21 protein-coding genes and 1 tRNA gene are annotated in these 26,480 nt (G+C 70.6%); 10 read left to right on the forward strand and 12 right to left on the reverse strand.

Annotation, left to right across the window (positions count from 1 at the left end; translation table 11 throughout):
• Window positions 1-642, forward strand: coding sequence for a DJ-1/PfpI family protein (locus M2283_RS20955; RefSeq protein WP_280877843.1), 642 nt, complete (start codon window positions 1-3; stop codon window positions 640-642).
• Window positions 643-1,048: 406 nt separating this feature from the next.
• Here M2283_RS20955 and M2283_RS20960 read toward each other — a convergent pair whose 3' ends face one another.
• On the reverse strand, window positions 1,049-2,371 hold the full coding sequence (locus tag M2283_RS20960) for a helix-turn-helix domain-containing protein (protein ID WP_280877844.1): 1,323 nt from the start codon (window positions 2,369-2,371) through the stop codon (window positions 1,049-1,051).
• Window positions 2,372-2,665: 294 nt separating this feature from the next.
• Here M2283_RS20960 and M2283_RS20965 point away from each other — a divergent pair, with 294 nt between their 5' ends.
• Window positions 2,666-2,809: a hypothetical protein gene (locus tag M2283_RS20965; RefSeq protein WP_280877845.1), complete on the forward strand. Its 144-nt coding sequence runs from the start codon at window positions 2,666-2,668 to the stop codon at window positions 2,807-2,809.
• Window positions 2,810-2,869: 60 nt separating this feature from the next.
• On the opposite strand, the gene M2283_RS20970 is transcribed toward M2283_RS20965, so the two are convergent.
• The 3 genes from M2283_RS20970 to M2283_RS20980 are packed head-to-tail and all read right to left on the reverse strand — an operon-like array spanning window position 2,870 to window position 6,851.
• Window positions 2,870-4,984, reverse strand: coding sequence for an ABC transporter ATP-binding protein (locus tag M2283_RS20970; protein ID WP_280877846.1), 2,115 nt, complete (start codon window positions 4,982-4,984; stop codon window positions 2,870-2,872).
• On the reverse strand, window positions 4,981-5,880 hold the full coding sequence (locus M2283_RS20975; protein ID WP_280877847.1) for an ABC transporter permease: 900 nt from the start codon (window positions 5,878-5,880) through the stop codon (window positions 4,981-4,983). Before M2283_RS20975 ends, M2283_RS20970 begins: the two co-directional genes overlap by 4 nt.
• Window positions 5,877-6,851 (reverse strand): ABC transporter permease, encoded by a 975-nt coding sequence (locus M2283_RS20980; protein WP_432423106.1) that lies wholly within the window; start codon window positions 6,849-6,851, stop codon window positions 5,877-5,879. The genes M2283_RS20975 and M2283_RS20980 overlap by 4 nt, the downstream gene beginning before the upstream one ends.
• Window positions 6,852-6,939: 88 nt before the next feature.
• On the opposite strand from M2283_RS20980, the gene M2283_RS20985 reads away from it, so the two are divergent.
• The gene (locus M2283_RS20985) at window positions 6,940-8,658 is read left to right on the forward strand and encodes an ABC transporter family substrate-binding protein (protein ID WP_280877849.1); all 1,719 of its coding nucleotides are present in this window, start codon (window positions 6,940-6,942) and stop codon (window positions 8,656-8,658) included.
• Window positions 8,659-8,743: 85 nt separating this feature from the next.
• On the opposite strand, the gene M2283_RS20990 is transcribed toward M2283_RS20985, so the two are convergent.
• From M2283_RS20990 to M2283_RS21005, 4 genes are all read right to left on the reverse strand, one after another.
• Window positions 8,744-9,952, reverse strand: coding sequence for an IS701 family transposase (locus M2283_RS20990; RefSeq protein ID WP_432423111.1), 1,209 nt, complete (start codon window positions 9,950-9,952; stop codon window positions 8,744-8,746).
• 39 nt (window positions 9,953-9,991) lie between these two features.
• Window positions 9,992-12,139, reverse strand: coding sequence for an AGE family epimerase/isomerase (locus tag M2283_RS20995; RefSeq protein ID WP_280877851.1), 2,148 nt, complete (start codon window positions 12,137-12,139; stop codon window positions 9,992-9,994).
• 2 nt (window positions 12,140-12,141) lie between these two features.
• Window positions 12,142-14,253 (reverse strand): glycogen debranching protein GlgX, encoded by a 2,112-nt coding sequence (gene glgX, locus M2283_RS21000; RefSeq protein ID WP_280877852.1) that lies wholly within the window; start codon window positions 14,251-14,253, stop codon window positions 12,142-12,144.
• Between the two features lie 291 nt (window positions 14,254-14,544).
• Window positions 14,545-14,632: transfer RNA gene (locus M2283_RS21005), tRNA-Leu, on the reverse strand.
• 218 nt (window positions 14,633-14,850) lie between these two features.
• Here M2283_RS21005 and M2283_RS21010 point away from each other — a divergent pair.
• The 3 genes from M2283_RS21010 to M2283_RS21020 all read left to right on the forward strand — a co-directional run bounded on the left by M2283_RS21010 (window position 14,851) and on the right by M2283_RS21020 (window position 17,673).
• Entirely contained in the window at window positions 14,851-16,176 is a 1,326-nt protein-coding gene (locus M2283_RS21010) for a M20/M25/M40 family metallo-hydrolase (protein ID WP_280877853.1), read from the forward strand.
• Between the two features lie 148 nt (window positions 16,177-16,324).
• Window positions 16,325-16,558, forward strand: coding sequence for a chaplin ChpH (gene chpH / locus M2283_RS21015; RefSeq protein WP_046256631.1), 234 nt, complete (start codon window positions 16,325-16,327; stop codon window positions 16,556-16,558).
• Between the two features lie 167 nt (window positions 16,559-16,725).
• Window positions 16,726-17,673, forward strand: a complete 948-nt coding sequence (locus M2283_RS21020) for a chaplin (RefSeq protein ID WP_280877854.1) — start codon at window positions 16,726-16,728, stop codon at window positions 17,671-17,673.
• Window positions 17,674-17,747: 74 nt separating this feature from the next.
• Here M2283_RS21020 and M2283_RS21025 read toward each other — a convergent pair whose 3' ends face one another.
• Window positions 17,748-17,936 (reverse strand): DUF5703 family protein, encoded by a 189-nt coding sequence (locus tag M2283_RS21025; protein ID WP_005485166.1) that lies wholly within the window; start codon window positions 17,934-17,936, stop codon window positions 17,748-17,750.
• A 47-nt stretch (window positions 17,937-17,983) separates the two neighbouring features.
• Here M2283_RS21025 and M2283_RS21030 point away from each other — a divergent pair, with 47 nt between their 5' ends.
• On the forward strand, window positions 17,984-18,703 hold the full coding sequence (locus M2283_RS21030) for a hypothetical protein (protein WP_280877855.1): 720 nt from the start codon (window positions 17,984-17,986) through the stop codon (window positions 18,701-18,703).
• 81 nt (window positions 18,704-18,784) lie between these two features.
• Here the strand turns inward: M2283_RS21030 and M2283_RS21035 are convergent, their stop codons facing one another.
• Together M2283_RS21035 and M2283_RS21040 are read right to left on the reverse strand one after the other, a co-directional pair.
• Window positions 18,785-21,157, reverse strand: a complete 2,373-nt coding sequence (locus M2283_RS21035; protein WP_280877856.1) for a helix-hairpin-helix domain-containing protein — start codon at window positions 21,155-21,157, stop codon at window positions 18,785-18,787.
• Window positions 21,154-22,140 carry an aldo/keto reductase gene (locus tag M2283_RS21040; protein ID WP_280877857.1) on the reverse strand — a complete coding sequence of 329 codons (987 nt, stop codon included), beginning with the start codon at window positions 22,138-22,140 and terminating at the stop codon, window positions 21,154-21,156. The genes M2283_RS21035 and M2283_RS21040 overlap by 4 nt, the downstream gene beginning before the upstream one ends.
• A gap of 396 nt (window positions 22,141-22,536) precedes the next feature.
• Between M2283_RS21040 and M2283_RS21045 the strand changes: the two genes are divergently transcribed.
• Both M2283_RS21045 and M2283_RS21050 read left to right on the forward strand, forming a co-directional pair.
• Complete coding sequence (locus M2283_RS21045) at window positions 22,537-23,592, forward strand: LLM class F420-dependent oxidoreductase (RefSeq protein ID WP_280877858.1); 1,056 nt, start codon at window positions 22,537-22,539, stop codon at window positions 23,590-23,592.
• Between the two features lie 254 nt (window positions 23,593-23,846).
• Complete coding sequence (locus M2283_RS21050; protein ID WP_280877859.1) at window positions 23,847-24,635, forward strand: ferritin-like domain-containing protein; 789 nt, start codon at window positions 23,847-23,849, stop codon at window positions 24,633-24,635.
• A 30-nt stretch (window positions 24,636-24,665) separates the two neighbouring features.
• Here M2283_RS21050 and corA read toward each other — a convergent pair whose 3' ends face one another.
• Window positions 24,666-25,661, reverse strand: coding sequence for a magnesium/cobalt transporter CorA (gene corA / locus M2283_RS21055; protein ID WP_280877860.1), 996 nt, complete (start codon window positions 25,659-25,661; stop codon window positions 24,666-24,668).
• A 62-nt stretch (window positions 25,662-25,723) separates the two neighbouring features.
• Here corA and M2283_RS21060 point away from each other — a divergent pair, with 62 nt between their 5' ends.
• Window positions 25,724-26,410, forward strand: coding sequence for a histidine phosphatase family protein (locus M2283_RS21060; protein ID WP_280877861.1), 687 nt, complete (start codon window positions 25,724-25,726; stop codon window positions 26,408-26,410).
• The last annotated feature ends 70 nt before the right edge of the window (window positions 26,411-26,480 follow it).

The following is a 26,480-nucleotide window of genomic DNA, read 5'->3' on the forward strand; positions in this document are numbered from 1 at the left end:
GTGCGCTTGTCGGGGCACAAGATCGCCGTACTGATGGAGAGCGACTTCTACGAGCCCGAGATCCTCTACTACCAGCGCCGGTTCCCCGAGGAGGGCGCGGAGGTCCACTTCCTGACCCGGCTGTGGGGCGCGGACCGGATCACCTTCCAGGGGCACGAGCACCGGATGCCGTTCACGGTCTCCGAATCGTTCGAGGACATCGACGAGTTCGCCCTGCGGGACTTCAGCGCCGTCATCGTGCCCTCCGGCATCGTGGCCGACCGGCTCCGCTACACCGAGGACCCCAAGCAACTGCCGCCCGCCTCGCAGTTCCTGCGCCGGGCGTTCGCCGACCCGGTCATCATCAAGGGGATCATCTGCCACGGCATGTGGCTGGCCGCCCCGGTGCCCGGACTGGTCCGCGGCCGGCGCGCGGTGGTCCACAACAACCTGCTCGGCGACCTGCGCAACATGGACGGCGTCTACGTCGACCAGGACGTGGTCGTCGACGACGACCTGGTCACCGCGCGCACCGGCGAGCACTGCCACCTGTTCGCCCGCACGATCATCGAGCTGCTCGCCAGCCATCCGCGGGGGCTGCCGGCCACGTCCTGGTCGACGCCGCGGCTGACCGGGCAGCCTCCCGCGGCGGCGCTCCCGTGACCGCGCCGCCGTCCGAGGCCGCCTGCGAAGTGGCGGCCGGGCACCGCACCCAGGCGGTTCCTCCCCCCGCCGCGGTGCCCGGCCCGCCGCAGACCCCCCACCTCGCGGGCGGCCCACCGGAGCAGACCGTGACCACACCGCCCGATCACCCCGCATTGCCGGCGGGGGAGGACCCCCCACCACCGAGCCCACCCGTCCCGACTCCCGTCCCGGCTCTTGCCGGCGCCGTGCACCGCCACGGCGACGCGGGCTTTCGTGCGCGGCGCATTCGTGTGGAACGCACGTCCGCCGCACCGCGGTTGAGCGGTGCGGCGGTCACGCCTGAGAGACCGACGGGGGGAGTACGCCGATGACGTCAGGTGGGGGAACACGGGGGGCCGCGGTGACGGCGCCCCCGTGGACCGGGTCAGCGCCGGCTCTCCTGGGTCAGGGCCTGCGCAGGGTCGTAGGTCATGGGCATCCCCGAGGCCTGCAGCGCGTGGTCGTAGGCGTCCAGCGCCTCCTTCGAGCGGCCCTGGCGCTTCCATACGTCACCGATGTGACGCCATTCCTGGGCCGTCTCGTACGACGCGGTGAAGTGCCGCAGCTGACGCGTCGCCGCGTGCAGCGCCTGCAGGCCCTGGTCGGCGTCACCGCGCAGCAGATGTATCTCGGCGAGCCGGACGCGTGCCCCGACCGCCTCGACCCGGGGACCCGAGCTCATCAGACCGAGCGCGCGCCGGGCGTGGTCGGCCGCCTCGTCCCAGCGCCCGAGCTGCATGTTGGCGTCCACCAGGCAGATCTCGCACCGGCCCTGCTCGACGGCGGTGCCGAACTGCGCGAGGGTCTCGCCGGCGTCCTCCAGCAGTTCCCTGGCCCGCGCGGGGTCGGGGTTGCCGGACTGGAGCTCCAGCCAGGCGACGTTGACCTTGAGCATCGCCACATGGCGCAGGTTGTCGTCGTCGGCCATCATCGCCAGCGCCCGCTCGGTGAGCGCCAGCGCCTCGGGCAGCTGCCGGCGGGAGACGGCGACCAGTCCGGCGTTCCAGTACACGGCGCCCCGGCCGGTCCGGCCGCCGTGCTCCTCCGCCACCGGGATCAGCTTCTGGGCGAGCAGATGCGCCCGGGTGATGTCGCCGCGCATCAGGTAGGACGCGATGAGGGTCGAGCCGACCTGGATGTGGTCCACCGTGACGTCGAGTCCGAGAGAGTCCAGTGTGGCGAGCGCCCGTTCGCAGATCTCGATGCTGAGGGTGACGTCGCCCATCGTGCGGTAGCAGCGGCCGAGAGCGACCGAGACGCGGCACCACTCGTCCGAACCGGCCGCGAGGGACGGGTCCTTGACGAGGTCTTCCAGTACGGGGATGGCGGCCTCGACCCGGTCCAGCTTCTCCAGCGCGGTCGCCTGCCCGATGCGGGCACGCAACCGCATCGACAGGTCGAGGAGTGCGCCCTTCGACAGGAGTTCGCCGAACGCCTGGAGAGCTTCCCCGTTGTCGCCGTTGCGCAGGGCCATTTCGGCGAAAGAGAGCCTCAGTCTTGCGTCTTCGGTGGCGTGGTCGTCGCGGCCGGTCCGGAGATGCTCCGGCGAGCAGCCGAGTTTCCGGGCCAATGTGGTGAGCACGGCATCCGAGGGAGCCCTTTTGCCTGATTCGATGAGCGAGATGTAGCTCGCGGAAATATCCGTGGAGGCCAGATCCTGCTGCTTCAGACCGAGCTTGGCTCGTAGGTCTCGGATGCGCCTGCCCACCTGGACCGGAGATACACCTTCCACATGATCCATTTGGCTTCCCAGGGTGAGCACATGACTTGAGATGTCATAGATCACAATACCAGCATGACTGGGGCACGCCAATGGGTGTGGCGGCCCAACTCCCGCTGATGGCCCGAAATGCGGTGTTCCAGGGGCTGATCTTTAGCGCGCGCACAGGAAAGGGAAATTCCGTTTCCGCTGATCTGATTTTTGTAAAAGCGCTCTTGACTTGATCTGTAATTAGCGATTGACTGAGGTTGTAAAGCAAAGAATGCGGGAGAGGAGAGAAAAGTGATTCCGAAACACGTCATATTGCTTGTGGCAATGCTGCTGGTTGCCGGCCTCGCCGCCTCCGGTCTCTATGTCACGGCAGGTGGGCCGTCGAAGGAACCGGTCAAGCAGTCCATGCAGAACGGTCCGAACGGCTGCTGCTGAGCCCGCAGGTCACCGGCGGTTCGACCGTTCGTGACATTCACGTGCCGTTCCGAGTCGGCGTCACGTGAGCGGGAAATGGCAGACGACCGAACGGCCGAGGTCGACGGGTGCCTGTACCGCTCCTGGGAATTCCCTTTCACAGCGCGATCGTTGACCGGGCTCCAATGACTCGAACACCGGGCAACGTGGCCTGAACCGACATCCCCGCCCATCGTCACCACCTGATGGTGGGTCACCGCGCAGCACCATCGAGGAACGCGAGCGCGCCACCGCGGGATCCGGTACCGGAACCGCGTCCAGCAAGGCTTTGGTGTACGGATGGCAGGGCCGTCCGAACACTTCGTCCACCGTGCCGGTCTCGACGACGCGACCGGCGTACATCACCGCGACCCGGTCGGCGATCTGCCGGACCATTGCCAGGTCGTGGGAGACGAACAAGCACGAAGGGCCAGGATCCTCCTTCAGCCGGCGCAGCAGATCGAGGATCCCGGCCCGCACCGACACGTCCAGCGCCGACACCGGCTCGTCGAGCAGCAGCAGTCGCGGCTCCACGGCCAACGCGCGGGCGATGGCGATGCGTTGCCGCTGACCACCGGAGTACCGGTGCGGCAGGGCGGCCGCGTCGTCCGGGCTCAGCCCGACCAGTCGCAGCACCTCGGACACCCGGGCGGCGACCCGTTCCGCCGGAGCCCGCTGCACCAGCAACGGCTCGGCGACGATGTCACCCACCGTCATCCGCGGATCCAGGCTCGCCATCGGATCCTGGAACACGATCTGCAGCGCGCCCCGCAACCGCCGCTCGGCGGCCCGGGAGAGCGTGCCGGTGTCCTGCCCGAGCACCTCGATGGTGCCGTGCCGCGGCGCCCTGAGGGCGATCACCTCCAGCAGCGTGGTGGACTTCCCGCAGCCGGACTCGCCCACCAGCCCGAGCGTCTCGCCCCGGCCCACCTCCAGGTCGACCCCCTCCAGCGCCCACACCTCGCGCCCGCCCCGCCGCCACCGCCCCGAACCGCCGCTCGCCGGGAACGACTTGGCAAGCCCCCTGATCCGCAACACCGGCTCCACCACGCCCCGCACACCCGCCGCCCGCCGCGGCACCGACGGCGGAAACAAGGTCGCGGCCCCGATCCGCACGGCCTCCTCACCACGCCGACAGGCGACAAGATGCGGCTCACCGCCGCCCGCCTGTCCCTCGCCCCCCGCCGACCGCTCCTGGTCACCGACCAGTTCCGGCACCCGTGTCCGGCACTCCGGTTCGGCGAGCGGGCAGCGTGGGGCGAAGGCGCAGCCGGTGTCCGGGGTTCCCGCCACCGGCGGAGCGCCCGGCATCGGGGTCGGCGGGGTGTCGCGGTCGAGTCGCGGCACGGAGCCGATCAGCCCCGCGGTGTACGGCATCCGGGGCCGGGCGAACAGCTCCCGGGTGCCGCCGTACTCCACGATCCGCCCGCCGTACATCACCGCCACCCGGTCCGCGGCACCGGCCAGCACCCCCAGGTCGTGGCTGATCAGCAGCAGCGCGGCGCCGGTCTCGCGGCGCGCGGTGACCAGCGCCTGGAGCACCTGCGCCTGGACGGTGACGTCCAGGGCGCTGGTGGGCTCGTCGGCCACGATGACGTCCGGGCGGTTCGCCATCGCCATCGCGATCATCGCCCGCTGGCGGGTGCCGCCGGACAGCTGGTGCGGATAGGCGCCGGCGACCCGGCCGGGCTCCGGCACCCCGACCGCGTCCAGCAGCTCGGCCGCCGCGCGGCGGGCCGACTCCCGTCCGGGGCGCGGGCGTTGGTGGATGCGCAGCGCCTCGCCTATCTGGTCGCCTATCCGCTGCACCGGGGTGAAGGCGGCCAGCGCGTCCTGGAAGACCATGGCGATGTGCCGGCCGCGCAGCCGGGCCAGGTCACGCACCGGCAGCCCGACCAGCTCGCGGTCCAACAGCCGTACCGACCCGGCCACTTCGAGCCCCGGCGGGCACAACCCCAGCAGGGCCAGGGCGGTGAGGGTCTTGCCCGCCCCCGACTCGCCCGCAAGGCCCAGCACCTCGCCCCGGCGCAGCCGCAGATCGACGCCCCGCACCAGGGGCAGGGCGGGGGAGCGCCGGGAGGAGGGCCGTCCGACCCGCAGCCCGCGCGCCTCCAGCAGTACCTCCCGCGAGGGTGTCCCGGCACCCGGTGCCGTCATACCCGGCCCACCGCCGGACCGTTCTCCACGGGCACCGCACCGGCCGCACCGGCCGCCCCCACCGGGTCGAACGCGTCCCGCAGCCCCTCGCCGACCAGATGACAGGCGAGGACCAGCAGCACCAGCAGCCCGACCGGGAAGTAGAACATCCACGGATACGTCGTCGGCACGTCCGAGGAGTCGGCGATCAGCGTGCCCAGCGAGACGTCCGGGGGCTGCACGCCGAAACCGACGTACGACAGTCCCGTCTCGCTGATCACCGCGCCCGCCACCGCGACCGTGGCATCGGTGGTGAGGAAGGAGACCAGGTGCGGCAGGATGTGGCGGCGCACCACCGCGATCGGCCCGAGCCCCATGTACCGTGCGGCCACCACGAACTGACGCTCCTTCAGCGACCGGGTCATGGCGCGCACAGCGCGGGCGGTGATCATCCAGCCGAACGCCGCGAGCAGCCCGCCGTAGCCGATCCAGCCCACCTCGCGCAGCCGGGGCGCGGCGACCACCAGGACCAGGAACGCCGGCACCACCAGCATCAGGTCGACCAGGAACATCAGCAGCCGGTCCGGCCAGCCGCCCAGATAACCGGCGCACACGCCGACGACCGTCCCGCCCGCCGTCGAGACGACGGCCACCAGGAACCCGATGAGCAGCGACTTCTGCAACCCTCGAAGGCACTGGGCGAAGACGTCCTGGCCGATCCGGTTGGTGCCGAACCAGTGTTCCGACCCGGGCGGCACGCGCAGCGCCGTGTAGTCGACGGCGGTGTACGACCAGCCGGCCAGCGCGGGGCCGGCGAAGGCCAGCACGAGCAGCGCGCACAGCAGCGCGGTGCCGGTGACCGCCGAGGGCGAGCGGACCAGCCGACGCAGCGTCCGTCCGCGTCTCGGGTAGCTCATGCGAACCGGACTCTGGGGTCGAGGGCGGCGTGCAGCAGGTCCGCGCACAGGCCGGCCAGCAGGACGAGCGCGGCGCCGAACACCTCGATCGCGACGACGGCGTTGACATCGCCCTTCTGGACCGAGTCGAGGAACCAACTCCCCATGCCGTGCCAGCCGTAGATCTTCTCCGTGAACACCGCGCCGGTGAACATCGTCACGAACCCGAAGGCGAACACGGAGGTCAGGGGGATCAGCGAGGTGCGCAGACCGTGCCGGAGCAGGGCGCGTCCCGGCGTGAGTCCCTTGGCCTGGGCGGTCCGCAGATGTTCCGCGGCGAGCACGTCGAGGGTCGCCCCGCGCTGATAGCGGCTGTAGAGGGCGACGGCGCCCAGGGCGACGGACAGCGTGGGCAGCACCAAATGGGCGGCCGTGTCACGGAGTTGGATCAGGGCGCCGCCGTGGAGACCGGGGGTCCGCTCGCCGGTGTAGCGGATCACGCTGCGGCCCGAGGCGTCGTTGACCGCGATCGCGCCGGTCTGCAACAGCAGCCCGAGCACGAAGGGCGGCACCGACAGCACCGTGAACGACAGCAGCGTCAGCCCCCGGTCCGGCAGCCGGCCGCGTCGCACGGCCGCCCACACCCCGGCGACCACTCCCAGCGCCGTACCCGTCACCGTGCCCACCAGCAACAACCGCGCGGTCACCCCGACCCGGCGGCCGAACTCGGCGGACACCGATGTTCCGTCGAGCGTGCGGCCCAGGTCTCCGTGCAGGGCACGCCACGACCAGTGCCCGAACCGCTCGACGACCGGCGTGCGCCGGTCGAGTCCGAGCTCGGCCAGCCGCTGGTCGACCACCCGCCCGGGCGGCGGCGGTGTCCGCTCCTCGTAGTACGCGCGAGGGTCAAGAGCGGCCGAGGAAAGCAAATAGCAAAGGAAAGTTGACGTGATGAGTAATAGACAGTAGTTCGCCAGACGTTTTGACAGCATCGCGCACAATGCGACTCCCCCTGCCGGGCTTCACAGCCTTGACATGAGCCAATGTTAAACTTCCGAACCGCTCGGGAGGGGCATCGAAATGACTAGATACCCGGAACGACGCAGATTCTTATGGGCCGCGCCGGTGTGGATCGCGCTCGTCGCGCTGCTGGCCGGTTGTACGTCGTCCGGCGGATCGAACAGAGGTGACGACCGGGAATCGGGCGGCGTTCTTCCCGCGTACGACCACGCGGACGTCAACGCCCGACCCCGCAGCGAACTCCGTGAAGGCGGCACCCTCACCCTCTCCATCGTCCAGTGGCTCACCCAGTTCAACTACTTCCAGTTGGACGGCGCCCTCGACGACACACTCACCGTGGTGGGACTCTTCGAGCCACGGCTGTTCACCCGCGACTCGAAGGGCGTGCCGCATCCGGACCCCGACTATCTGCGCTCCGCGAAGGTGACCTCGACCTCTCCCCAGACGGTCACCTACCGGCTCAACCCCGAGGCCCGCTGGTCCGACGGCACGGCCCTGGGCTGGCAGGACTTCGCCGCCCAGTGGCACGCCCTCGGCCGCGGCGACCAGCGCTACCAGATCGCCGACCCGAGCGGATACGAGGACATCGCGTCGGTCACCGAGGGCGCCGACGCGCACGAGGTGAAGGTCACCTTCAAGACGCCGTTCGCCGACTGGCAGCGCCTGTTCACCCCGCTGTATCCCGCCGCCGCGTTCAGCACCCCCGAGGAGTTCAACGAGGGCTGGCGGTCCGGACTGCCCATCACCGCGGGCCCGTTCAGGATCGGCTCGCTGGACACCACCGGCAAGACCCTGACCGCCGTACGCGATCCGAAATGGTGGGGCACCCGGCCGCTCCTGGACCAGGTCGTCTTCCGCACCCTCGACCCCACGACCGCCGTCCAGGCCTACCTCAACGGCGAGATCAGCGCCGTCAACGCGGCCTCCGGGGACGTGTACGACCGGCTCAAGGGCGCCTCCGACACCGACATCCGCACCGGCTCCGCCTGGGACGAGGTACTGGTCGCCTTCAACGGCGCGAACGGCCCGCTCGCCGATGTCCAGGTGCGCCGCGCCGTGCTGCGGGCCGTCGACCGGAATGCCCTGGCACAGGTCGCCGGTGAGGGGCTGCCGATCGGAGTGCCGTTGCTCGGCAATCACTTCTTCATGACCAACCAGCCCGGCTACACAGACAATTCGGGGACTCTTGGCCGCTACGACGTGAAGGAGGCCGAGCGAATTCTCGATGCGCGGGGCTGGCGCCGGAAGAACGGAAGCGGAACACGCGTCAAGGACGGGCAGGAGTTGAGGCTGCGTTTCGTGCTCAGCCAGTCGACCAACCGCCTCGGTCTCGACCTCTCCCAGCTGATCCAGCAAATGCTGGCCCGGGTCGGCATCGCCGTGGAGATCCAGAAGGTGCCCGCCGACGACTACTTGTCGAAGTACCTCAACCGCGGGAATTTCGACATGGCGATCTTCCGATTCATCGGCCAGACCTATCCCAGCTCGCTGTACTCGATCTACCGGCAGCCGACCGACGGCCAGGCCTATGAGAACTACGGCAGGATTTCCAGTCCCGACATCGACGCCCTGCTGCGGGAGGCGGTGCACACCCTGGACACCGCGCGCCGCGCCCGCCTCTACCGCCAGGCCGACACCGAGATCTGGGAGGCGGCCCACGACCTCCTGCTCTACCAGCGCCCCCAGATGCTCGCCGTCCGCGAGGACCTCGCCAACTACGGCGTGCCCGGCCTGGGCGACATCGACTTCACCCAGGTCGGCTGGGAGAAAACGGGGTAGCGAGGTATTCCGGCAAAGGAGGGGGGCGCCGCGAAATGCGGCGCCCCAAAGGTGTTACGGCGAATGCCGCCGACCCGCCTCCCGCCTATCCGGCCGAGCCCGGCGGGATCGTCCGGGGCCGGCGCAGCGTGTCGTAGCCCAGCGCGACCGAGGCCAGCGTGACGTGGTGGTGCCAGCCCCGGAACGAGCGGCCCTCGAAGTCGCCGAGGCCGAAGTCCTGTTGGAGCCGCGCCAGGCTGTTGCCGCACAGCGCCCGCAGCTGCGCGAGCGGCAGCACGTCGGCGATCCTGCGCGCGGGCAGGTTCGTCAGCCAGTAGGTGCGCGGGGCGGGCCTGCCGTAGGGCCAGTCGGCGACCAGGTGCCGGGGGCGCTGCGGCGGGCGTTCGGGCAGCGGGCGCCCGGCCGCCGTACCGAGCCGCGCCTCCGCGAGCAGCAGCGCGGGCATCGACAGCACCTGGGACTGCCGCATCCGGGAGGTCACCCGGTCCTGCCAGGCGATCGGCATCCGCTGGCGGTGCTGGACGGCATGCCGGGCCAGCTCCGACAGAGTGCCGCGGCCGGGCGCCGAACCGGCGCACGGCCGCGGCAGTGTGACCGCCACGGTGGGCGCGACCTCCACCAGATAGGCGAGACCGCGTGCTTCGAGACCGTGCAGCAACGGCGTCACATCGCCGTCGCAGCGCCAGTCCACCAGGACCGGCAGCGGCTCCAGGTACCACTCCTCGAGCATCTCGTCGATCGCTTCCAACACATACCGCCAACGCGGCTTGGCGCGCTCGTCCGGCGGTACGTGCGCCTGTGTGCGCAGCGCCTCGTCCCGGTCCCAGCGCTGCGGCAGCAGCAACTGCCAGCTCACCGGCACCCCGCCGTACCGTCCGGCCAGCGAAGTGGACAGCGCCAGCTGGCAGTTGACGGTCCGCTCCAGCGAGGGCGCGTACTGCCGGGCCACGCCCACCGAACGGTCGCCGTTCTTGGCGAAGACGACCTCGTCGAAGCACCAGGCCTCCGCCTGCAGTGCCCGACTGATCCGGTGGGCGAGCCGTTCACGCACCGGCCGGCACGGCCACGGGCTCTGGTTGACGAACTGCTGGATCTGCTGGACCGCACGACGACCCAGCACCTCTTCGGTGATCCGGGCCGGCGTCTTGCGCCCGGGCACGTCGAGCAGGCCCTGGACGTACACCTCGCCCCAGCGGCGCTGGTCGGAGCGGGACAGCGCGCCGAAGAGGTCCTGGCAGTAGGCGGAGAAGTCCACCGGCTCGGGCGGCGGAGCGGTCTCCGCCGGCCGGTCCATGACGTACCTGGGGGGGAGCAGGGTCGTGGTCATGTCGGCTCAGTCCTCCTCGCCCTCGAACAGGAAGGCGTCGGTGGCCAGCAGGGCTTCGCGTACCTCGGGCAGTACGGAACCCACGACCACGAAGTCGACTTCGAGGCCCGCCTTGGTGCGCTGCACGAGCAGCTCGTTGACCGCGGGCCGGCACATCTCGGTGAGTTCGCCCAGGTGCAGTTCGACCCGGCGCGGTCCGGCCGCCATCACCTCGCCCAGGACGTGCCGGAAGCGGTCCAGCTCGACCGCGTCGACGGCCCCGGAGCAGCGCACGTGCGCGGTGCCGCCGGCCACCTCGCTGCGCACCCGCAGCCGCATCCGGGCGGGCTCCATCTCGACCCGCACCCGCACCGGCTCGTCGCCCTCCGGCAGCTTCACGGTCAGCAGCTTGGCGTCGAAGTTGTGGTGCTCCTGGCCGTCGACCCACACCCGGGTCAGCTCCACCGAACCGGTGGGCAGCAGATCCGGCGCCACCCGCAGCTCCCGCTGCGGAAGATCGGACGGGCGCGGCCGGAAGTGCAGGGTCAGCGGCTCGTGGCTGATCAGCAGGCCGGTGTAGGCCGCCGAGAGGTAACACAGTTCGAGCGCGTGGTAGCCGGCCATGGCGTGCGAGCCCTTGAACCGCTCGGTGCCCACCAGATACGGGATGCCGTCGGCCAGCACGTTGAAGTACACGCCGCCGTCCTGGTGGTCCAGGAAGAAGGCGTTGTAGAAGGCGGACGCCTCCCGGGCCAGCCGCAGCGACTCGGGGTCGTCGCCGGTGCCGGCCAGGATCAGATAGGCGAGTATCGCCTGCTCCTGCTGCCACCAGGCTTTGCGGTTGTGCCAGACCATGCGGTGGATGCCGCTGTCCGCGTCGGGCCGCCGCTCGACGACGTCGTACCAGCCGCCGCGCTGCTGGTCGCTGCCGACCGGTGGCATGATCTCGCCGATCCGGCGGGCCGCCTCGGCGTACTCCGGCTTGTCGTGCAGCGCCCGGATCCGGGTCAGGTTCCAGGCGATCTTGAGGTTGTGCCCGACCACCGCGCGGTCCTGCTGCCAGCCCCAGGTGCGGTCCGCGCTCCAGTCCTCGTGGAAGCGCTCCTGTACGAAGGGGCTCTCCGACTCGTCCGGGAAGCGGGCCACGATGGTGTCCGCGGTCTCCTCCAGGAGCTCGGCGAAGTCCGTGCGCCCGGTGGCCAGATAGGCGTTGATCAGGTACGCGGGGGCGTGGTCGCCGACCGAGTTCCAGTTCTTGCGGGAGCGGTTGCGGCCCAGGGCGTCGTCGCACGGGCTGAGGTTGATCGGGTCGATGTGCGAGAAGAAGCCACCGCGCTCGTCGTCCCGGAAGTAGCGCTGGAAGAGCGCCACCGTACGGTCGATGTCCTGCAGGATCCGCGGGTCGCCGGTCACCCGGTAGGTCTGGGTGGGGCCGGCCAGCGCGTAGATCTGCTCGTACATCGGGATGGCGTCGTAGTCGTCGCCGAACTCCGAGGCGTAGACCTTGCGCCGCCCGGTCGGGGTGATGTCCATGCCGTGGTACCAGTAGACGATCCCGTCGTGCTTGTCGTCCACGCGCATGTACTGGCGCAGGTACTCCGTGCCGCTCTCGGCCGCGTCCAGGAACCGGTCCTCGCCGGTCAGCAGGTACGCGGTCGACAGGCCGTACACCAGGCGGGAGATGGTGTCGGTCTCCTGCCGCACGTTGGCGCCCGCGTGCTCGGGCAGCTGGGCGCCGTCGAGCGTGAGCTGGGTGCGGTAGTGGCGCCAGTCGTACTCCCCGTCGGGGAACTGGCCGCGCAGGTAGAAGTCGGCGATCTCGGCGGCCTGCTGCACCCACCAGCGGGGGTGCTCGAAGACGTAGTGGCCGCGGCTCTCCTCGGCGAAGGTGATCTCCTTCACCTCGAAGCGCGAGCCGCCCTCCCACTCGTAGAAGACGCCGTACGCGAACAGGAAGCGCCCGGTGCTGAGCATGTCCTGGGTCTGCGCGGTGGTGTCGTGGTAGGGGTCGCCGAGGTTGCGGACGATGCGGGAGACGACGTTGCGGGCCAGGTGCACGGTGAACTCGCGGCCGTCGGAGGTGCGCAGCCCGAAACGGTACTCCGTGGGGCTGAAGTAGGTGACGTAGCCGGCGACGGTGTCGGAGAGGATGCGGTGGTTGGCGGTGTCGGTCATCGTCAGGCGTCCTTCTCGTTGGGTAAGGCGACCAGCAGGACGACGCTGCGGCCGTGGGCGTGGATGACGTCCGCCTCGACGGGCTCCTCCTGACCGGGCGCGAGCAGATCGCGCGACCCGGTGCAGGCCGTGTCGAGGATCCGGTGCCAGCTGTGGCCCGCGACGGCCGGCAGCTCGAAGTCCAGGCCCAGGTGGTACATGTTGAGGATCATGTGCAGGTCCGGGTCGCCCCCGAAGCCGCCTAGCGTCACGGCCAGGACGCGCGCGTCGGCGTCCTCCCAGCCGGGGCAGTACAACTGGGTGCCGTGCCAGGTGACGTCGGCCACGTCCCGGTCGTTGCGCCGCTCGGTGAAGAAGCGCGGTTCGCGGAAGGTCGCGAACCGTTTGCGCAGCGCGATGACCCGTTCCGTGAAGGAACGTATCTCCGTCTCCTTCTCGGCCTGGTCCCAGTTCAGCCAGGAGACTTCGTTGTCCTGGCAGTAGGCGTTGTTGTTGCCCTGCTGGCTGTTGCGGAACTCGTCGCCGGCCAGCAGCATCGGCACGCCCCGGCTGAGCATCAGGATCGACAGCAGGTTCTTGATCTGCTGCACCCGCAGCCGCTCGACCTCCTCGTCGTCCGTCGGGCCCTCGACCCCGCAGTTCCAGCTGAAGTTCTCGTGCGCCCCGTCGGCACTCGCCTCGCCGTTGGCGTGGTTGTGCTTGTGGTCGTACGAGACCAGGTCGTTGAGCGTGAACCCGTCGTGACAGGTCACGAAGTTGATGCTGTTGGTCGGCAGCACCTGCTGCGGGAAGAACAGGTCCGCGCTGCCGCCGAGCCGGGAGGCGATCTCCCCGACCAGACCCGCGTCCCCGCGCACGAAGCGCCGTACGTCGTCCCGGAACGGGCCGTTCCACTGCGCCCAGCGCTTCCCCGGGAACCGGCCCACCTGGTACAGGCCGCCGCCGTCCCACGGCTCCGCGATGATCTTCGTCTCGGCGAGCACCTGCGACAGCTCGATGGCCCACAGCGCGGGCGGCACCGCCATCTCGTAGCCCATCGGACCCCGGGACATCTCCGAGGCCAGGTCGAAGCGGAAACCGTCGACGTGGTGCTCGGTGACCCAGTACTCCAGGCACTCCAGGATGAACTTGGTGACCATCGGGTGGTTGGCGTTGACAGCGTTGCCGCAGCCCGTGAAGTCCATGTACCGGCTGCGGTCCTGCGGCCACAGGTGGTAGTACGCCTCGTTGGCCGCGCCGCGGAAGCTGATCGTCGGCCCGAACTCGTTGCCCTCGCTGGTGTGGTTGAAGACCACGTCGAGGATGACCTCGATGCCGGCCTTGTGCAGCGCCTTGACCATGTCCCGGAACTCGGTGATGTGTCCGGCGAGATGGGGCTGGGCGCAGTACCCGGTGTGCGGGGCGAAGAAGCCGTAGGGGTCGTAGCCCCAGTAGTTGCGCAGCGGGGTGCCGTCCGGGCCGATGCGCAGGGTCTGCGTCTCGTCGAAGTCGAAGACCGGTAACAGCTCGACGGCCGTGACACCCAGCCGCTGCAGGTCGGGGATCCGCTCGACGACCGCCGAGAAGGTGCCCGGGTGGGTGGTGTGCGAGGTGGGTGACGCGGTCAGGCCGCGCACGTGCGCCTCGTAGATCACCGTGTCCGCCATGGGCGTGTTCAGCGGCCGGTCGCCCTCCCAGTCGTAGTCGTCGAGGTCGACGACCAGGCTGCGCATGGAGTGCTCGACGTTGTCGCTCACGCCGACCGCGCGGCCGCGGTCCCAGCAGGTGTTGATGTTGGCCCGCGAGTACGGGTCGAGCAGCACCTTGCGATGGTTGAAACGGCCGCCGGAGTGCGGGGTGTTGCGGGGGCCGTCGATCCGGTACGCGTACACCTGGCCGGGGCCGAGGCCCGCCACGTGACAGTGCCAGAAATGGAAGCTGCGGTGCTGCTCGGGGTGGAGCCGGATCACCCGCGCGGGGCGCGGGGCGTCACAGCGGTCGAACAGCAGCAGATCGACCCGGGTCGCGTATTCGGAGAAAATCGAGAAGTTCACCCCGTCCGCGTCGACGCTGGCGCCCAGTGGCTGCGGGCGCCCGGGTGACACTCTCGACGTCGCCTCCGCTCGTGGCTCCATCGTCAGGCTTCCCTGGACCTTCACAGAGCTTCACCTCTTGTCACCTGAGTAGTCGAGCGTCAGTCAGGTCCCTTGTGAATCCGTCTGACGGTGGTTCCGTGACATGGCTGGCTGCACCCAAGCCAGTCAACAAGCCTTGTAAGGTTGAGTCAAGTGGCTTGTAAAACTGGATGCGTACCCGCACAACTCGACAGGCGCAGGGCGGGGGAAGGGGGGCGGTGCTCCCAGGGGCGCCGACGGCGCCGGGAACGACAAGATCCCCCCGGCCGCTGAGCGACCGAGGGGATCTGCTGGTGTCCGAGGGGGGACTTGAACCCCCACGCCCGTTAAAGGGCACTAGCACCTCAAGCTAGCGCGTCTGCCATTCCGCCACCCGGACAAGGTGTCTGTCGCGCGGGACTGGCCGCAGCGACGAAGGAAACATTACCAGGCTTTCGAGGGCGCCCGATCACCCCCCTGACCAGCCCCTGACCGGCCCCCGGCCCCTCCCGCCGGTGTGTGAACCGCGTGTGACGGGCAGGGCCCGCCCTTGGGGCGCGGCCCCGGGGAGAGGGAGGATGAGGGGAACCACCAGCAGTGACAGCGGGAGGAAGCAGCGTGAGCGAGACGGACACGGCCAGGGTCGTCACCGGCGAGGACGAGGTCGTGGACCTCTGCCGCGAGCTGATCCAGATCGACACCAGCAACTACGGCGACCACTCGGGGCCGGGTGAGCGCAAGGCGGCCGAGTACGTCGCCGAGAAGCTCGCCGAGGTCGGTCTCGACCCGCAGATCTTCGAGTCGCACCCGGGGCGGGCGTCCACCGTGGCCCGGATCGAGGGCGCGGACCCGTCCAGGCCCGCCCTGCTGATCCACGGCCACCTCGACGTCGTGCCGGCCAACGCGGCCGACTGGACCCACCACCCCTTCGCCGGCGAGGTCGCCGACGGGTGCGTGTGGGGACGCGGCGCCGTCGACATGAAGGACATGGACGCGATGACCCTCGCGGTCGTCCGCGACCGGCTGCGCAGCGGACGCAAGCCCCCGCGCGACATCGTGCTCGCGTTCCTCGCGGACGAGGAGGCGGGCGGTACGTACGGGGCGCGGCACCTCGTCGACAAGCACCCCCACCTCTTCGAGGGCGTCACCGAGGGCATCAGCGAGGTGGGCGGCTTCTCCTTCACCGTCAGCGAGGAGCGGCGGCTCTATCTGATCCAGACGGCCGAGAAGGGCATGCACTGGCTGAAGCTGACCGTGGCCGGCACCGCCGGGCACGGTTCGATGATCCACCGGGACAACGCGATCACCGAGCTGTCCGAGGCCGTCGCGCGGGTCGGCCGGCACAAGTTCCCGGTACGGGTCACCAAGACCACCCGGGCCTTCCTCGACGAACTGGGCGACGCGCTCGGCACCCAACTGGACCCGGAGGACATGGAGTCGACGCTCGCCCGGCTCGGCGGCATCGCCAAGCTCATCGGCGCGACCCTGAGCAACACCGCCAACCCCACGCAGCTGAACGCCGGTTACAAGGTGAACGTCATTCCGGGCGAGGCCACCGCGCATGTCGACGGGCGTTTCCTGCCCGGATTCGAGGACGAATTCCTCGCGGATCTCGACAAGCTGCTCGGACCGAACGTACGGCGCGAGGACGTGCATTCGGACAAGGCGCTGGAGACCGATTTCGACGGCGCCCTCGTCGCCGCGATGCAGTCCTCACTGCTCGCCGAGGACCCCACGGCGAAGGCGGTCCCGTACATGCTCTCGGGCGGCACGGACGCCAAGTCCTTCGACGACCTGGGCATCCGCGGCTTCGGCTTCGCCCCGCTCAAGCTGCCCCCGGAGCTGGACTTCGCCGGGATGTTCCACGGCGTGGACGAGCGGGTGCCGGTGGAGGGGCTCAAGTTCGGCGTGCGCGTGCTCGACCGGTTCATCGACGCGTCGTAAAACGCCGGTTGACGCCGGAATTCGCCAGCGCGTACGGAGATGACTGAGACGGGTGAATGTGCTCATAAGCTCGTAGCTCCATTACTCCCTCCTCGTTACTGGTGATGCGATCCGCTACTTGGGATCGCATTGCCAACAAGGAGGAATAATGATCAAGAAGGTCGTCGCCGCTGCGGCTGCCACTGGTGGTCTGGTTCTCGCGGGTGCGGGCCTGGCCGTCGCCGACTCGGGTGCCCAGGGTGCTGCCGTGCACTCCCCGGGCGTTCTGTCCGGCAACGTCGTTCAGGTTCCGGTGCACATCCCGGTGAACGTCTGCGGCAACACGGTCTCCGTGATCGGGCTGCTGAACCCCGCCTTCGGCAACACCTGCATCAACAAGTGACGTCGACCCCCTGAGGGTCGTGCACGCCCGTCGGCTCCGGAGCGCGCGCCATGCGCTCCGGAGCCGACGGGTCTTTTCAGGACAAGATCGAAGGCAATGTCGAAGAGAAGCTCGATAACCACCTCGATAACCAGGTCGACGGCAAGCTCGAAGGCAGGGATTCAGCAATGCGACAGGTCACCCGCAAGGGCCTGATGACCGTGGCGGCCGCGACCGGCGTGATCGCCGCCGCCGGCAGTGGGTACGCCCACGCGGACTCCGGTGCCACCGGCTCGAGTTCGGACTCGCCCGGCGTGCTGTCGGGCAACACGGTGCAGGCACCGGTGCATGTGCCGGTCAACGCCTGCGGCAACACGGTCAACGTCGTCGGGGTCCTGAACCCGGCGGTGGGCAACAAGTGCGCCAACCGGAGCGGCGGCAGCGGCTCTTCGGGCGGTTACGGCGACTCGGGCAGCCACGGCGGCCACGGAGGTTCGGGCGGTCACGGCGGTCATGGCGGCTCCGGCGGACACGGTGGCTCAGGGGGCTCGCACGCCGGCGGACACACCGGGGGCTCGCCCGGCGTGGGTTCCGGCAACACGGTCCAGGCGCCGGTGGACGTGCCCGTGAACGTCTGCGGGAACAGCGTCGACATCGTCGGCGTCGGCAACCCGACCGTCGGCAACGACTGCGACAACGACGGTTATGGCGGCGGCGGCCACCACGGCACGCCTCCGGGGGGTCATCACGGCGGGGGCCACCAAGGCGGCGGTCACCATGGTGGGGGCCACCACGGCGGCGGTCACCACGGTGGGGGACACCACGGCGGCGGCCACCACACGCCTCCGCCCGGAACACCCGGGCAGCCCGGGAACCCCGGCACTCCTGGGACTCCGGGTCACCCCGGCACTCCCGGTCACCCCGGCACCGGCACCCCGCCGGTCGCGGGCCACGGGACACCGGGCGGCTCCTCGTACGTCAACCAGCCGGGCGCCGAGTCGGTCACGCAGCCGACGGGTACCGCGCAGCTCGCGCACACCGGCAGTGAACTGCCGCTGGGCCTGGCGCTCCCGGTGGGCGCCGGAGCACTGCTCGCCGGCGCGGTCCTGTACCGCAAGGCGCGTGCGTCGGCGTAGCACCGCCCTCATGAACGCACTACGGAGCGGGCCCCGTCGTCACGGGGCCCGCTCCGTCTCGTCTTCGTCTCAGCTCACCACGTGGCGCGTACCTGGCGGATGATCCGCCGGCGCAACCGCACCCTGCGGCTGCCGTCGCGCAGCAGACTCAGGCGGTCCAACTCCCAGTGTCCGTACTCGGCATGGTCCGTCAGCAGGCGAGTGGCGTCCTTGCGGGAAACCCCGCGCGGTACGTACACGTCGACAAATTCGTATTCCGGCATCGCATCTATTGTGCGGGCTGGGGCCCGGTACGGATAGCGTCTGCCCTATGTCTGATGCTGCGCAGCCCACCGCTGCCGAGGTACGAGCCGCCGCCGAGGCGGTCAAGACCGCGCTCGACCGCCACCTGGCCGCGGTCGAACGCCGGTCCGGGGAGGACGACCCGGCCGTCTACGAGGCGTTCAATCAGCTGGCGACGGCCGCCGAGGCGTACGACGAGCTGCTCTACGACCGTTATGACGAGGTCACACCGTTCGAGATCCCCGGCGCGGAGGACGCGCTGCCGCCGTACACGGGCCCCGAGGAGCCCAATGCCCTCAGTGTGCTGATCCGCCGCGACTACGCCGTGGTGGAGCCGCAGCGGCTGCTGGCGCAGGCACAGCGGGTCGAGGCGGCGGACGAGGACAGCATCGGAGTGGAGGCTTCCGGCACCGTGCACGGGGCGCTGGGCATCCTGTTCGGCGAGTTCGAGCCGGACGAGATCGCCTCCCGGCACAAGGAGTTCGGGCTGGAGGAGGGCGACTCCACGCTCTGGGTGACGGCGGCGGACGAGGCACCCGAGCCCGGTGAGTGGCTGGAGTCGCCCTTCGAGCAACTGGATCCGCAGCGGGTGGTCTGCCGCTTCGACGTCAGCGCGGTCTTCGACGACGAGATCGACGGGATCGGCGCGCACGGCGTGGACGACGAGGACCTGGACGAGCTGGACGCCGAGCTGGAACCCGACGAGGACCTGGAACCGCTGGACGTGGAGCCCGACGTAAGACGCTGACGTCACGGCTGGTCGTGAGGTGGCGGCGGCGGTCCCGGGGCGCGAGGTGCTCCGGGACCGCCGCCGTTGTCGTCGCCTGCCTCAGCCGGCGGCGGCCACCGGCACCTGCGGGGCCAGCAGGACCGGCAGCCGGGTCGTGCGCGGCTTCGGCGGGACCTCGGACACGGCCCGGGCGAGCGCCTGCTCCACACCGTGGACCACGGACAGATGGCGGTCCGCCCGCCCGAACGCGGTGTAGACCCACGGACGGCTGAGGGACTGCGCCGCGTCCCCGGGCAGCACCACGACGACCGCGGGCCAGTGCGCCCCCACCGCCTGGTGCGCGGTCAACGCCCAGCCGTGCCGCACGGACTGCTCCACCCGCTCCTTCGGTACGACGACGGCGGCGCCCGAGACGGACAGGTGCAGCCCGTCGGCGTCGGCCGTCACCACGTGACCCGGCACCGAGCGCCCCGGCGCGGGGGAGTAGGCGATCCGGTCACCGGGGTCGAACCCGCCGAAGCGACCGGGGCCGGGGTTGAGCCGTTCCTTCAGCGCCACGTTGAGCGCGCGTGTGCCCGCCGCGCCGCCGTGCCCCGGCGTGATCACCTGCGTCTGCTCGGCCGGGATACCGATCGCCCGCGGCACCGAGTCGGCGACGAGCTGCACGGTCCGGTGCACGGCCTCGCCCGCGTCCCGCACCGGCACGATCACGACCTCCTTGCCGGGCGCCTCGACCTGGTTCAGCTCGCCGATGCCGACACCGGAGACCAGCTCGCCGAGCGGACCGGGATCCGGCACCCGCGAGGCGACCGACGGACAGACCCGCGCGGCCAGCAGATCGGCGAACACCCGCCCGGGCCCCGCCGACCACAGCCCCGCCGGGTCACCGGCCAGCACCAGCCGGGCCCCGTCAGGCAGCGACTCTACGAGCAACGCGGCGCTCTCCACGTCCAGTTGGGGCGCGTCGAGCACGACGAGGAGATCGAGGTCCAGCGCACCCTCGCCGTCCCGGCCGGGACCCTCGGCACCGGAGAGCAGACCGGCGACGGTGGTGACGGGGGCGGAGCCGGCCGCGTCTTCGGCCGCCGCTGAGTCGCCTGTTGCGGGCGCGGTCGGCGAACTGCCGTCCGAGGCAGTGCCGTTGGGACTTCCGTCGCCGGTCAGGCGTCCCGCGAAACGGTCCCGCCCGATCACCGAGTGCGCGGCGGCCCAGACACGCAGACCGAGGCCGGCCGCCGCGCGGAGCAGCGCCGCCGGTTCGACGAGGGACGCCTCGCCGCCGGTGTGGAGCACCAGGCCGTGGCCCGCGACCGCGCGGAGGAGTTCGGCGGTCGAGCCCTTCGCCGCACCTGCGGCCCGCTCCCACTCCTCGGCCGAGCCGTCCTCCTTCGGCACCGAGTTGATCACCCGGGCCAGACCGTCGGCGAGGCTCTCCTCCGCGAGCGCGTACCGCTCCAGTCCGATCAGGACCCGTACCGGGCGCTCCGCACCCTCACCGTCCCCCTCGTCTTCGTCGTCTTCGGCGCCCTCTTCGCTCTCGTGGTGCTCCGCCGGTGCCGGTACCGGCGCGGTCGGGTCGAGGGCGTCCTCGAAGACCAGCGCCTCGCCCTCCGCGACGGTGCTCTGCACGGCCGCGTCGGGATCCGGCACGCCCCGCTGGGTCAGCGCGGCGGTGAGCGCCGGCATCTCCAGCGCCGTGTGCCCGGCCAGCGCCGCCTGCTCCAGGAGCCAGCCGGTGAGCGCCCGGCCGCGCCGCTCGTCGTCCGGACCGCACTCCGCGCCGAGCAACGCCCGCGCGAAGCCGTCCGCCTGCTCGGGGCGCACCGCGCCGACGCGCAGCAGCAGCCAGGGGTCGGCCCGCAGCTGCTCCTCCGCACCTTCACCGAGCGCGGCGGCGACCTGCGGGGCGAGCGTGTCCGGGGCACCGCCGTCGGTCAGCACGCGGCGCACGGCATCGACGGACTCGGCGCCCGGGGACGGGGACGCGGGCGCGGGCGCGACGGCGGCCGGCGTGGGCTGCGGACGCCGTACCGGCTCGGAGTCGGGGCGGCGCGGGGCCGGCGGTTCGGCGACGGTCACGGCGACCGGCTTCTCGCCGCTCTCCACGGCCCGCACGGCGGCCAGCAGATCGGCGGCCGTCCCGCTCAGCTTGGTGCCGGCCGCGATGGGCCCCTGCTTCTTGGCCTTCCGCCGCTCGATCCGCTCCCGCTCGATCCGCTGCGCCGTCAACTCGGCCTCGGCCTCGGACTTCTGACGGGCGGCTTCACCTTCGGCGTCGGCTTCGCTCTTGGCCTCAGCGTCACCTTCACCGGCGGCCTCGTCCTCACCGGCGGCCTCGCCGTCAGCGCCCGCGGATTCGGCCTCCTCGACGGACGCCTCTTCCTCCGAGGCCTCCTCCACCGCGCCCCCCGGCTCGACGCCCCCCGGTGTCCCCGGCTCCGTTTCCTCCGTGGTCTCCGGTTCCGTGCTCACAGCGTGCTCCAGTCGTGATCGGGATAGCGGTGCACGGGCGCCGACACATCGTCGAGCGCCCGGCAGATCTCGTCAGGAAGACTAAGGGCCTCCACTGACAATGCCGCCGTGAGCTGCTGCGCGTTGCGCGCGCCGACGACGGGCGCGGTCACTCCGGGCCGGTCGCGGATCCAGGCCAGGGCGACCTGAAGGGGCGTCACCGCGAGCCCGTCCGCCGCGGTCTGCACGGCGTCCACGATGCGGCTCGCCGTGTCGTCGAGGTACGGCTCGACGAACAGGCCCAGATGCTCGGAGGCGCCGCGCGAGTCCGGCGGAACGGCGTCGCCTCGGTACTTGCCGGTGAGCACCCCGCGCCCCAGCGGCGAGGACGGCAGCAGGCCGATGCCCAGGTCCAGCGCGGCCGGCAGCACCTCGCGCTCGACACCGCGCTGCAGCAGCGAGTACTCCATCTGCGTGCTCGACAGCCGGGTGCGGTTGCCCGGCGCGGCCAACTGCCAGGTGGCCGCCTTCGCCAGCTGCCAGCCACAGAAGTTGGAGACCCCGGCGTAACGGGCACGGCCGCTGCTCACGGCCAGGTCGAGCGCGTGGAGGGTCTCCTCCAACGGCGTGTACGGGTCGAAGGCGTGGATGTGCCAGACGTCGACATAGTCCGTGCCCAGCCGGGCCAAAGAGGCGTCCAGCGCGGCCAGCAGATGTCCGCGCGAGCCGTCGAAGCGCCGGTCCGGGTCCGGCACGCTGCCCGCCTTGGTGGAGATGACCAGGTCCCGCCGGGGGACCAGCCCTTCTATGAGGCGTCCGAGCAGGTACTCGGCCTCCCCGTCGCCGTACACATCCGCCGTGTCGACGAGTGTCCCGCCCGCTTCCCAGAAGGTCTTCAGGACGTCCGCGGCGTCGTGCTCGTCGGTGTCCCTGCCCCAGGTGAGTGTGCCGAGTCCGATGCGGGACACGCGAAGGCCGGTACGGCCGAGATGCCTCTGCTCCATGAACGCCGACATTACTGGCCATGGATCGAGCTGTGGGTGCCTGTGGACAACGGATTGGCGCTAGGGGCTGTCGTTTGGATCATCCCGGTGTCGCGGGGTCCGGCACGCTCATCTGCCGCGTTGTCGTCGGTCGCCGGCTCCCCCACGCTCGGCTGCGCTCGCGCGGGGGACCCCCATCGCGTCGCCGCCCTCCTCCGCCTTGCGGCTGCACGCACCAGACCCCGCTCGACTCGGCCAAGGCGCACCGAGCCTCACAGCCGACCTGATCCAAACGGCAGCCCCTGGGCACCGGCACCGGTGTGGGCCGACCGACACGACCGCCACCTGCCCCGATCCGCACCCGCGCGCTAAGGTCAGCCGGCAAGGGACGTTACTGATCGGTAAGGGGAATCGGCCATGCAGCTCGGGATCAACCTCGGCTACTGGGGTGCCGGAATGGACGGGGACAACCTCGCGGTCGCGCAGGAGGCCGACCGGCTCGGGTACGCCGTGTGCTGGGCCGCCGAGGCCTACGGGTCGGACGCGGCCACCGTGCTCACCTGGGTCGCCGCGCAGACCGAGCGGATCGACATCGGCTCGGCCATCTTCCAGATCCCGGCCCGCCAGCCGGCGATGACCGCGATGACCGCCGCGACCCTGGACTCGCTCTCCGGCGGCCGCTTCCGGCTCGGCCTCGGTGTCTCGGGCCCGCAGGTCTCCGAGGGCTGGTACGGCGTCAAGTTCGACAAGCCGCTGGCACGCACGCGTGAGTACGTCGAGATCGTACGCAAGGCGATGACCCGCGAGCGGCTGTCGTACGACGGTGAGCACTGGACGCTGCCGCTGCCCGACGGCCCGGGCAAGCCGCTCAAGCTGACCGTGCATCCGGAGCGCGAGCACATCCCGCTGTACATCGCCGCGATCGGCCCCAAGAACCTTGAGCAGACCGGCGAGATCGCCGACGGCGCCCTGCTGATCCTCCCCTCCGCCGAGCACCTGGAGGAGACCGCGATCCGGCACCTGCGCGCGGGCCGTGAGAAGGCCGGTCTGACCCTGGAGGGGTTCGACGTGTGTCCGACGCTGCCGCTCGCCCTGGGCGAGGACAAGGACGTCGCCGCGCTCGCCGACTTCTTCCGCCCCTACACCGCGCTGTACGTCGGCGGCATGGGCAGCCGCAAGCAGAACTTCTACAACCAGCTCGCGCAGCGCATGGGTTACGAGGAGGCCGCCGCCGAGATCCAGGACAAGTACCTGTCCGGGGACAAGCGGGGCGCCGAGGCGGCCCTCCCGCTCGATCTGATCGACAAGATCACGCTGCTCGGGTCCGTGGAGCGCATCGCGGACCGGATGAAGGAGTACGCGGCGGCCGGCGTGACCACCCTGACGCTGTCGCCTGCGGGCTTCACGCTCGACGAGCGGATCGCCGCGCTCCGGGCCGGTACCGAGGCCCTGGAGCTCGCCGGGCTGGCGTAGCACACGCGCACCGGCACCACGAGGAAGTTCTGCGGCCGTGGTGGGGGCTCGGGGGTCTCCCCGCCACGGCCGTCACGGGGAACAACGCGCGGGGGCCCGTGCGGTTACGCCCCGGAGGTGACCCCGGGAGTCCTCCTTTTGGCGGAGTTGTCCGACACAGCTGTTGCAGCACCTCTGACGCCGCATTTGACTCGTTCTTTGCGGATTCCCGCGATTTCCGCGGCGGCACGCGAGCCCGCAGAGAGGTGCCCACGATGCTTTCGGCCAAGAGTCTGTTCCAGGAGATCCTCGACGACGACGAGTCCTTCGCCCTGTTCTGCTCCATCGCGGCCAGCGGTGAGTCGCAGGGCGGCTGGGAGAACGCGCGCATCGCCGCGCTGGTACCGCCCGACGAGCGCGCGCTCGCCCCCAAGATCGCCCGGCACGGCGCGGACGAGGACAAGCACGGGCGGATCTTCAACGCCCTCATGAAGAAGCGCGGCCTCAAGCCGGTTCCCGTGCCGCCCGACACCGACTACACGATGCTCCTGGAGAGGCACGGCATCGGTCTCGCCCACGACAAGCTCAAGAGCGACGAGCCGCTCACCGTCCAGGACATCGTCACCTACCTCGCCCACAGCCGGGTCACTGAGCAGCGCGCCGCCGAGCAGATGGAGCTGCTGCGCAGGCACTTCGCCGACCACCCCGAACTCGGCCGCGCCGTCAGGATGATCTCGAACGACGAGGACAACCACCTCGCCTACTGCCACGAGGAACTCCTGCGCTTCGCGCACGCCGGACACGGCCGGGCGATCCAGCGCACGCTGCGGGAGTGCGCGCTGGCCGAGATCCGCGTCTACCGGGACGTCAGCCTCGCCGTGATGGCCCACATGGGACGCGTCCTCGGCTGGCCCCGGCCCAGGTCGGCGGTGCTCGCGGCCGGCATCCACGCCGTGTACGCCTACGAGCGGACCGCGGGCTGGCGCCGGATGGTGAGCCTGCGGATGCCCCAACGGCGCGACGCGCTCGGCGGCCCCGCCACCGCGGCCCCCGAGTTCGCCTGACCCCGGACCCACCCTGCGGCCACTCCCGCCCTACAACCAGCCCTGTTTCTTGAACTGCCGGTACAGGACCACCTCCAGGGCGGCCATGAGCGCGATGACGCCCGGATACCCCCACATCCAGTGCAGCTCCGGCATGTGGTCGAAGTTCATGCCGTAGATCCCCGCGATCATCGTGGGGACCGCGGCCATGGCCGCCCACGAGGAGATCTTCCGCATGTCGTCGTTCTGCCGGACGCTCATCTGCGCGAGATGCGCCGACAGGACGTCCGAGACCAGCCGGTCCAGGCCCTCCACGGACTCGTTCACGCGCGTGAGGTGGTCGTTGACGTCACGGAAGAACGGCCGCGCCTTCTCGTTGACGAAGGGCACCGAAAGACCGGACTGCCCGAAGCCCGCCAGCCGGGTCAGCGGCAGCGCCAGCGGCCCGGTCGCCCGGCGGAACTCCAGCACCTGCCGCTTGAACGTGTAGATCCGGGACGCCGTGTTGCGCGAGCCCCCGCGGTCCGGCGAGAACACCTCCGCCTCCAGCTCCTCCAGGTCGGTCTGCAGCTCGGTCGCGACGTCCAGGTAGTGGTCGACGACGTCGTCGGCGATCGCGTACAGCACCGCGGTGGGTCCCTTGTGGAGCATCTCGGGCTCGCGTTCGAGGCGCTGCCGTACGGCCTTGAGAGGGGAGCCCTCGCCGTGCCGGACGGTCACCACGAACGAGTCGCCGAGGAAGACCATGACCTCGCCGCTGGAGACCCGGTCGCTCTCCTGCTCGTAGACGACCGGCTTGAGCACGAGGAACAGTGAGTCGTCGTAGACCTCCAGCTTGGGTCGCTGATGTGCCGTCAGGGCGTCCTCGACGGCGAGGGGGTGCAGGCCGAACTCCTGGGTGACGAGCTCGAATTCCTGCTCCGAGGGCTCATGCAGCCCGATCCACACGAAGCCGCCCCTGGCCCGAGCCTCGGCCAGGGCGTCGGAGAAGTCCGCGGGGCCGTCCGTACGCTGTCCGTCGCGGTAGATGCCACAGTCGACGATCACGGAGCGTATTCTCCCGCCGCCCGCACTCCACCGCATCCGATGGTGTGCCTACCCTGGGCCGCATGCCCACGTTGATCCTGGTCCGGCACGGACGTTCCACCGCCAACACCGAAGGCGTGCTCGCCGGCTGGACGCCCGGCGTCGCGCTCGACGAGCGCGGGGCCGCGCAGGCCGCCGAACTGCCTGGACGCCTCGCCGAGCTGCCGCTCTCCGAGGTCGTCACCAGCCCGCTGCAGCGCTGCCAGGAGACGCTCGCCCCGCTGCTGGCGGCCCGCCCGGAACTCACCGCGCACACCGAGGAGCGGATCGGCGAGTGCCACTACGGCGACTGGTCCGGCCGCAAGCTCGCCGAGCTCATGGACGAGCCCCTGATGCAGGTGGTGCAGGCGCACCCGACGGCCGCCGCGTTCCCCGGCGGTGAGTCGATGCGGGCGATGCAGACCCGCGCCGCCGAGGCCGTACGTGAATGGAACGCGCGCGTGGAGCGCGATCACGGCCCCGACGCCGTGTACCTGATGTGCTCGCACGGCGACATCATCAAGTCTCTTGTGGCAGACGCACTCGGACTTCATCTCGACCTCTTCCAGAGGATCTCTGTTGAACCGTGTTCCATCACCGCGATCCGTTACACACGCCTGAGGCCGTTTCTCGTCCGCCTCGGTGACACCGGTGATTTCACCTCCCTGGTGCCGCGCGAGGAGCCGCCGGCCGACGACGCCCCGGTCGGGGGTGGTGCGGGCGCACCGTGATCGTCGGGCGCAGTAGGGTGAAGCGGTCGCAGTAGCGCCGGTCCCTTTGTCGATCCCCGATTCCAGGAGA

The sequence above is a fragment of the Streptomyces pseudovenezuelae genome, from assembly GCF_029892565.1.
GTDB classification, from domain to species: Bacteria; Actinomycetota; Actinomycetes; order Streptomycetales; family Streptomycetaceae; genus Streptomyces; species Streptomyces pseudovenezuelae_A.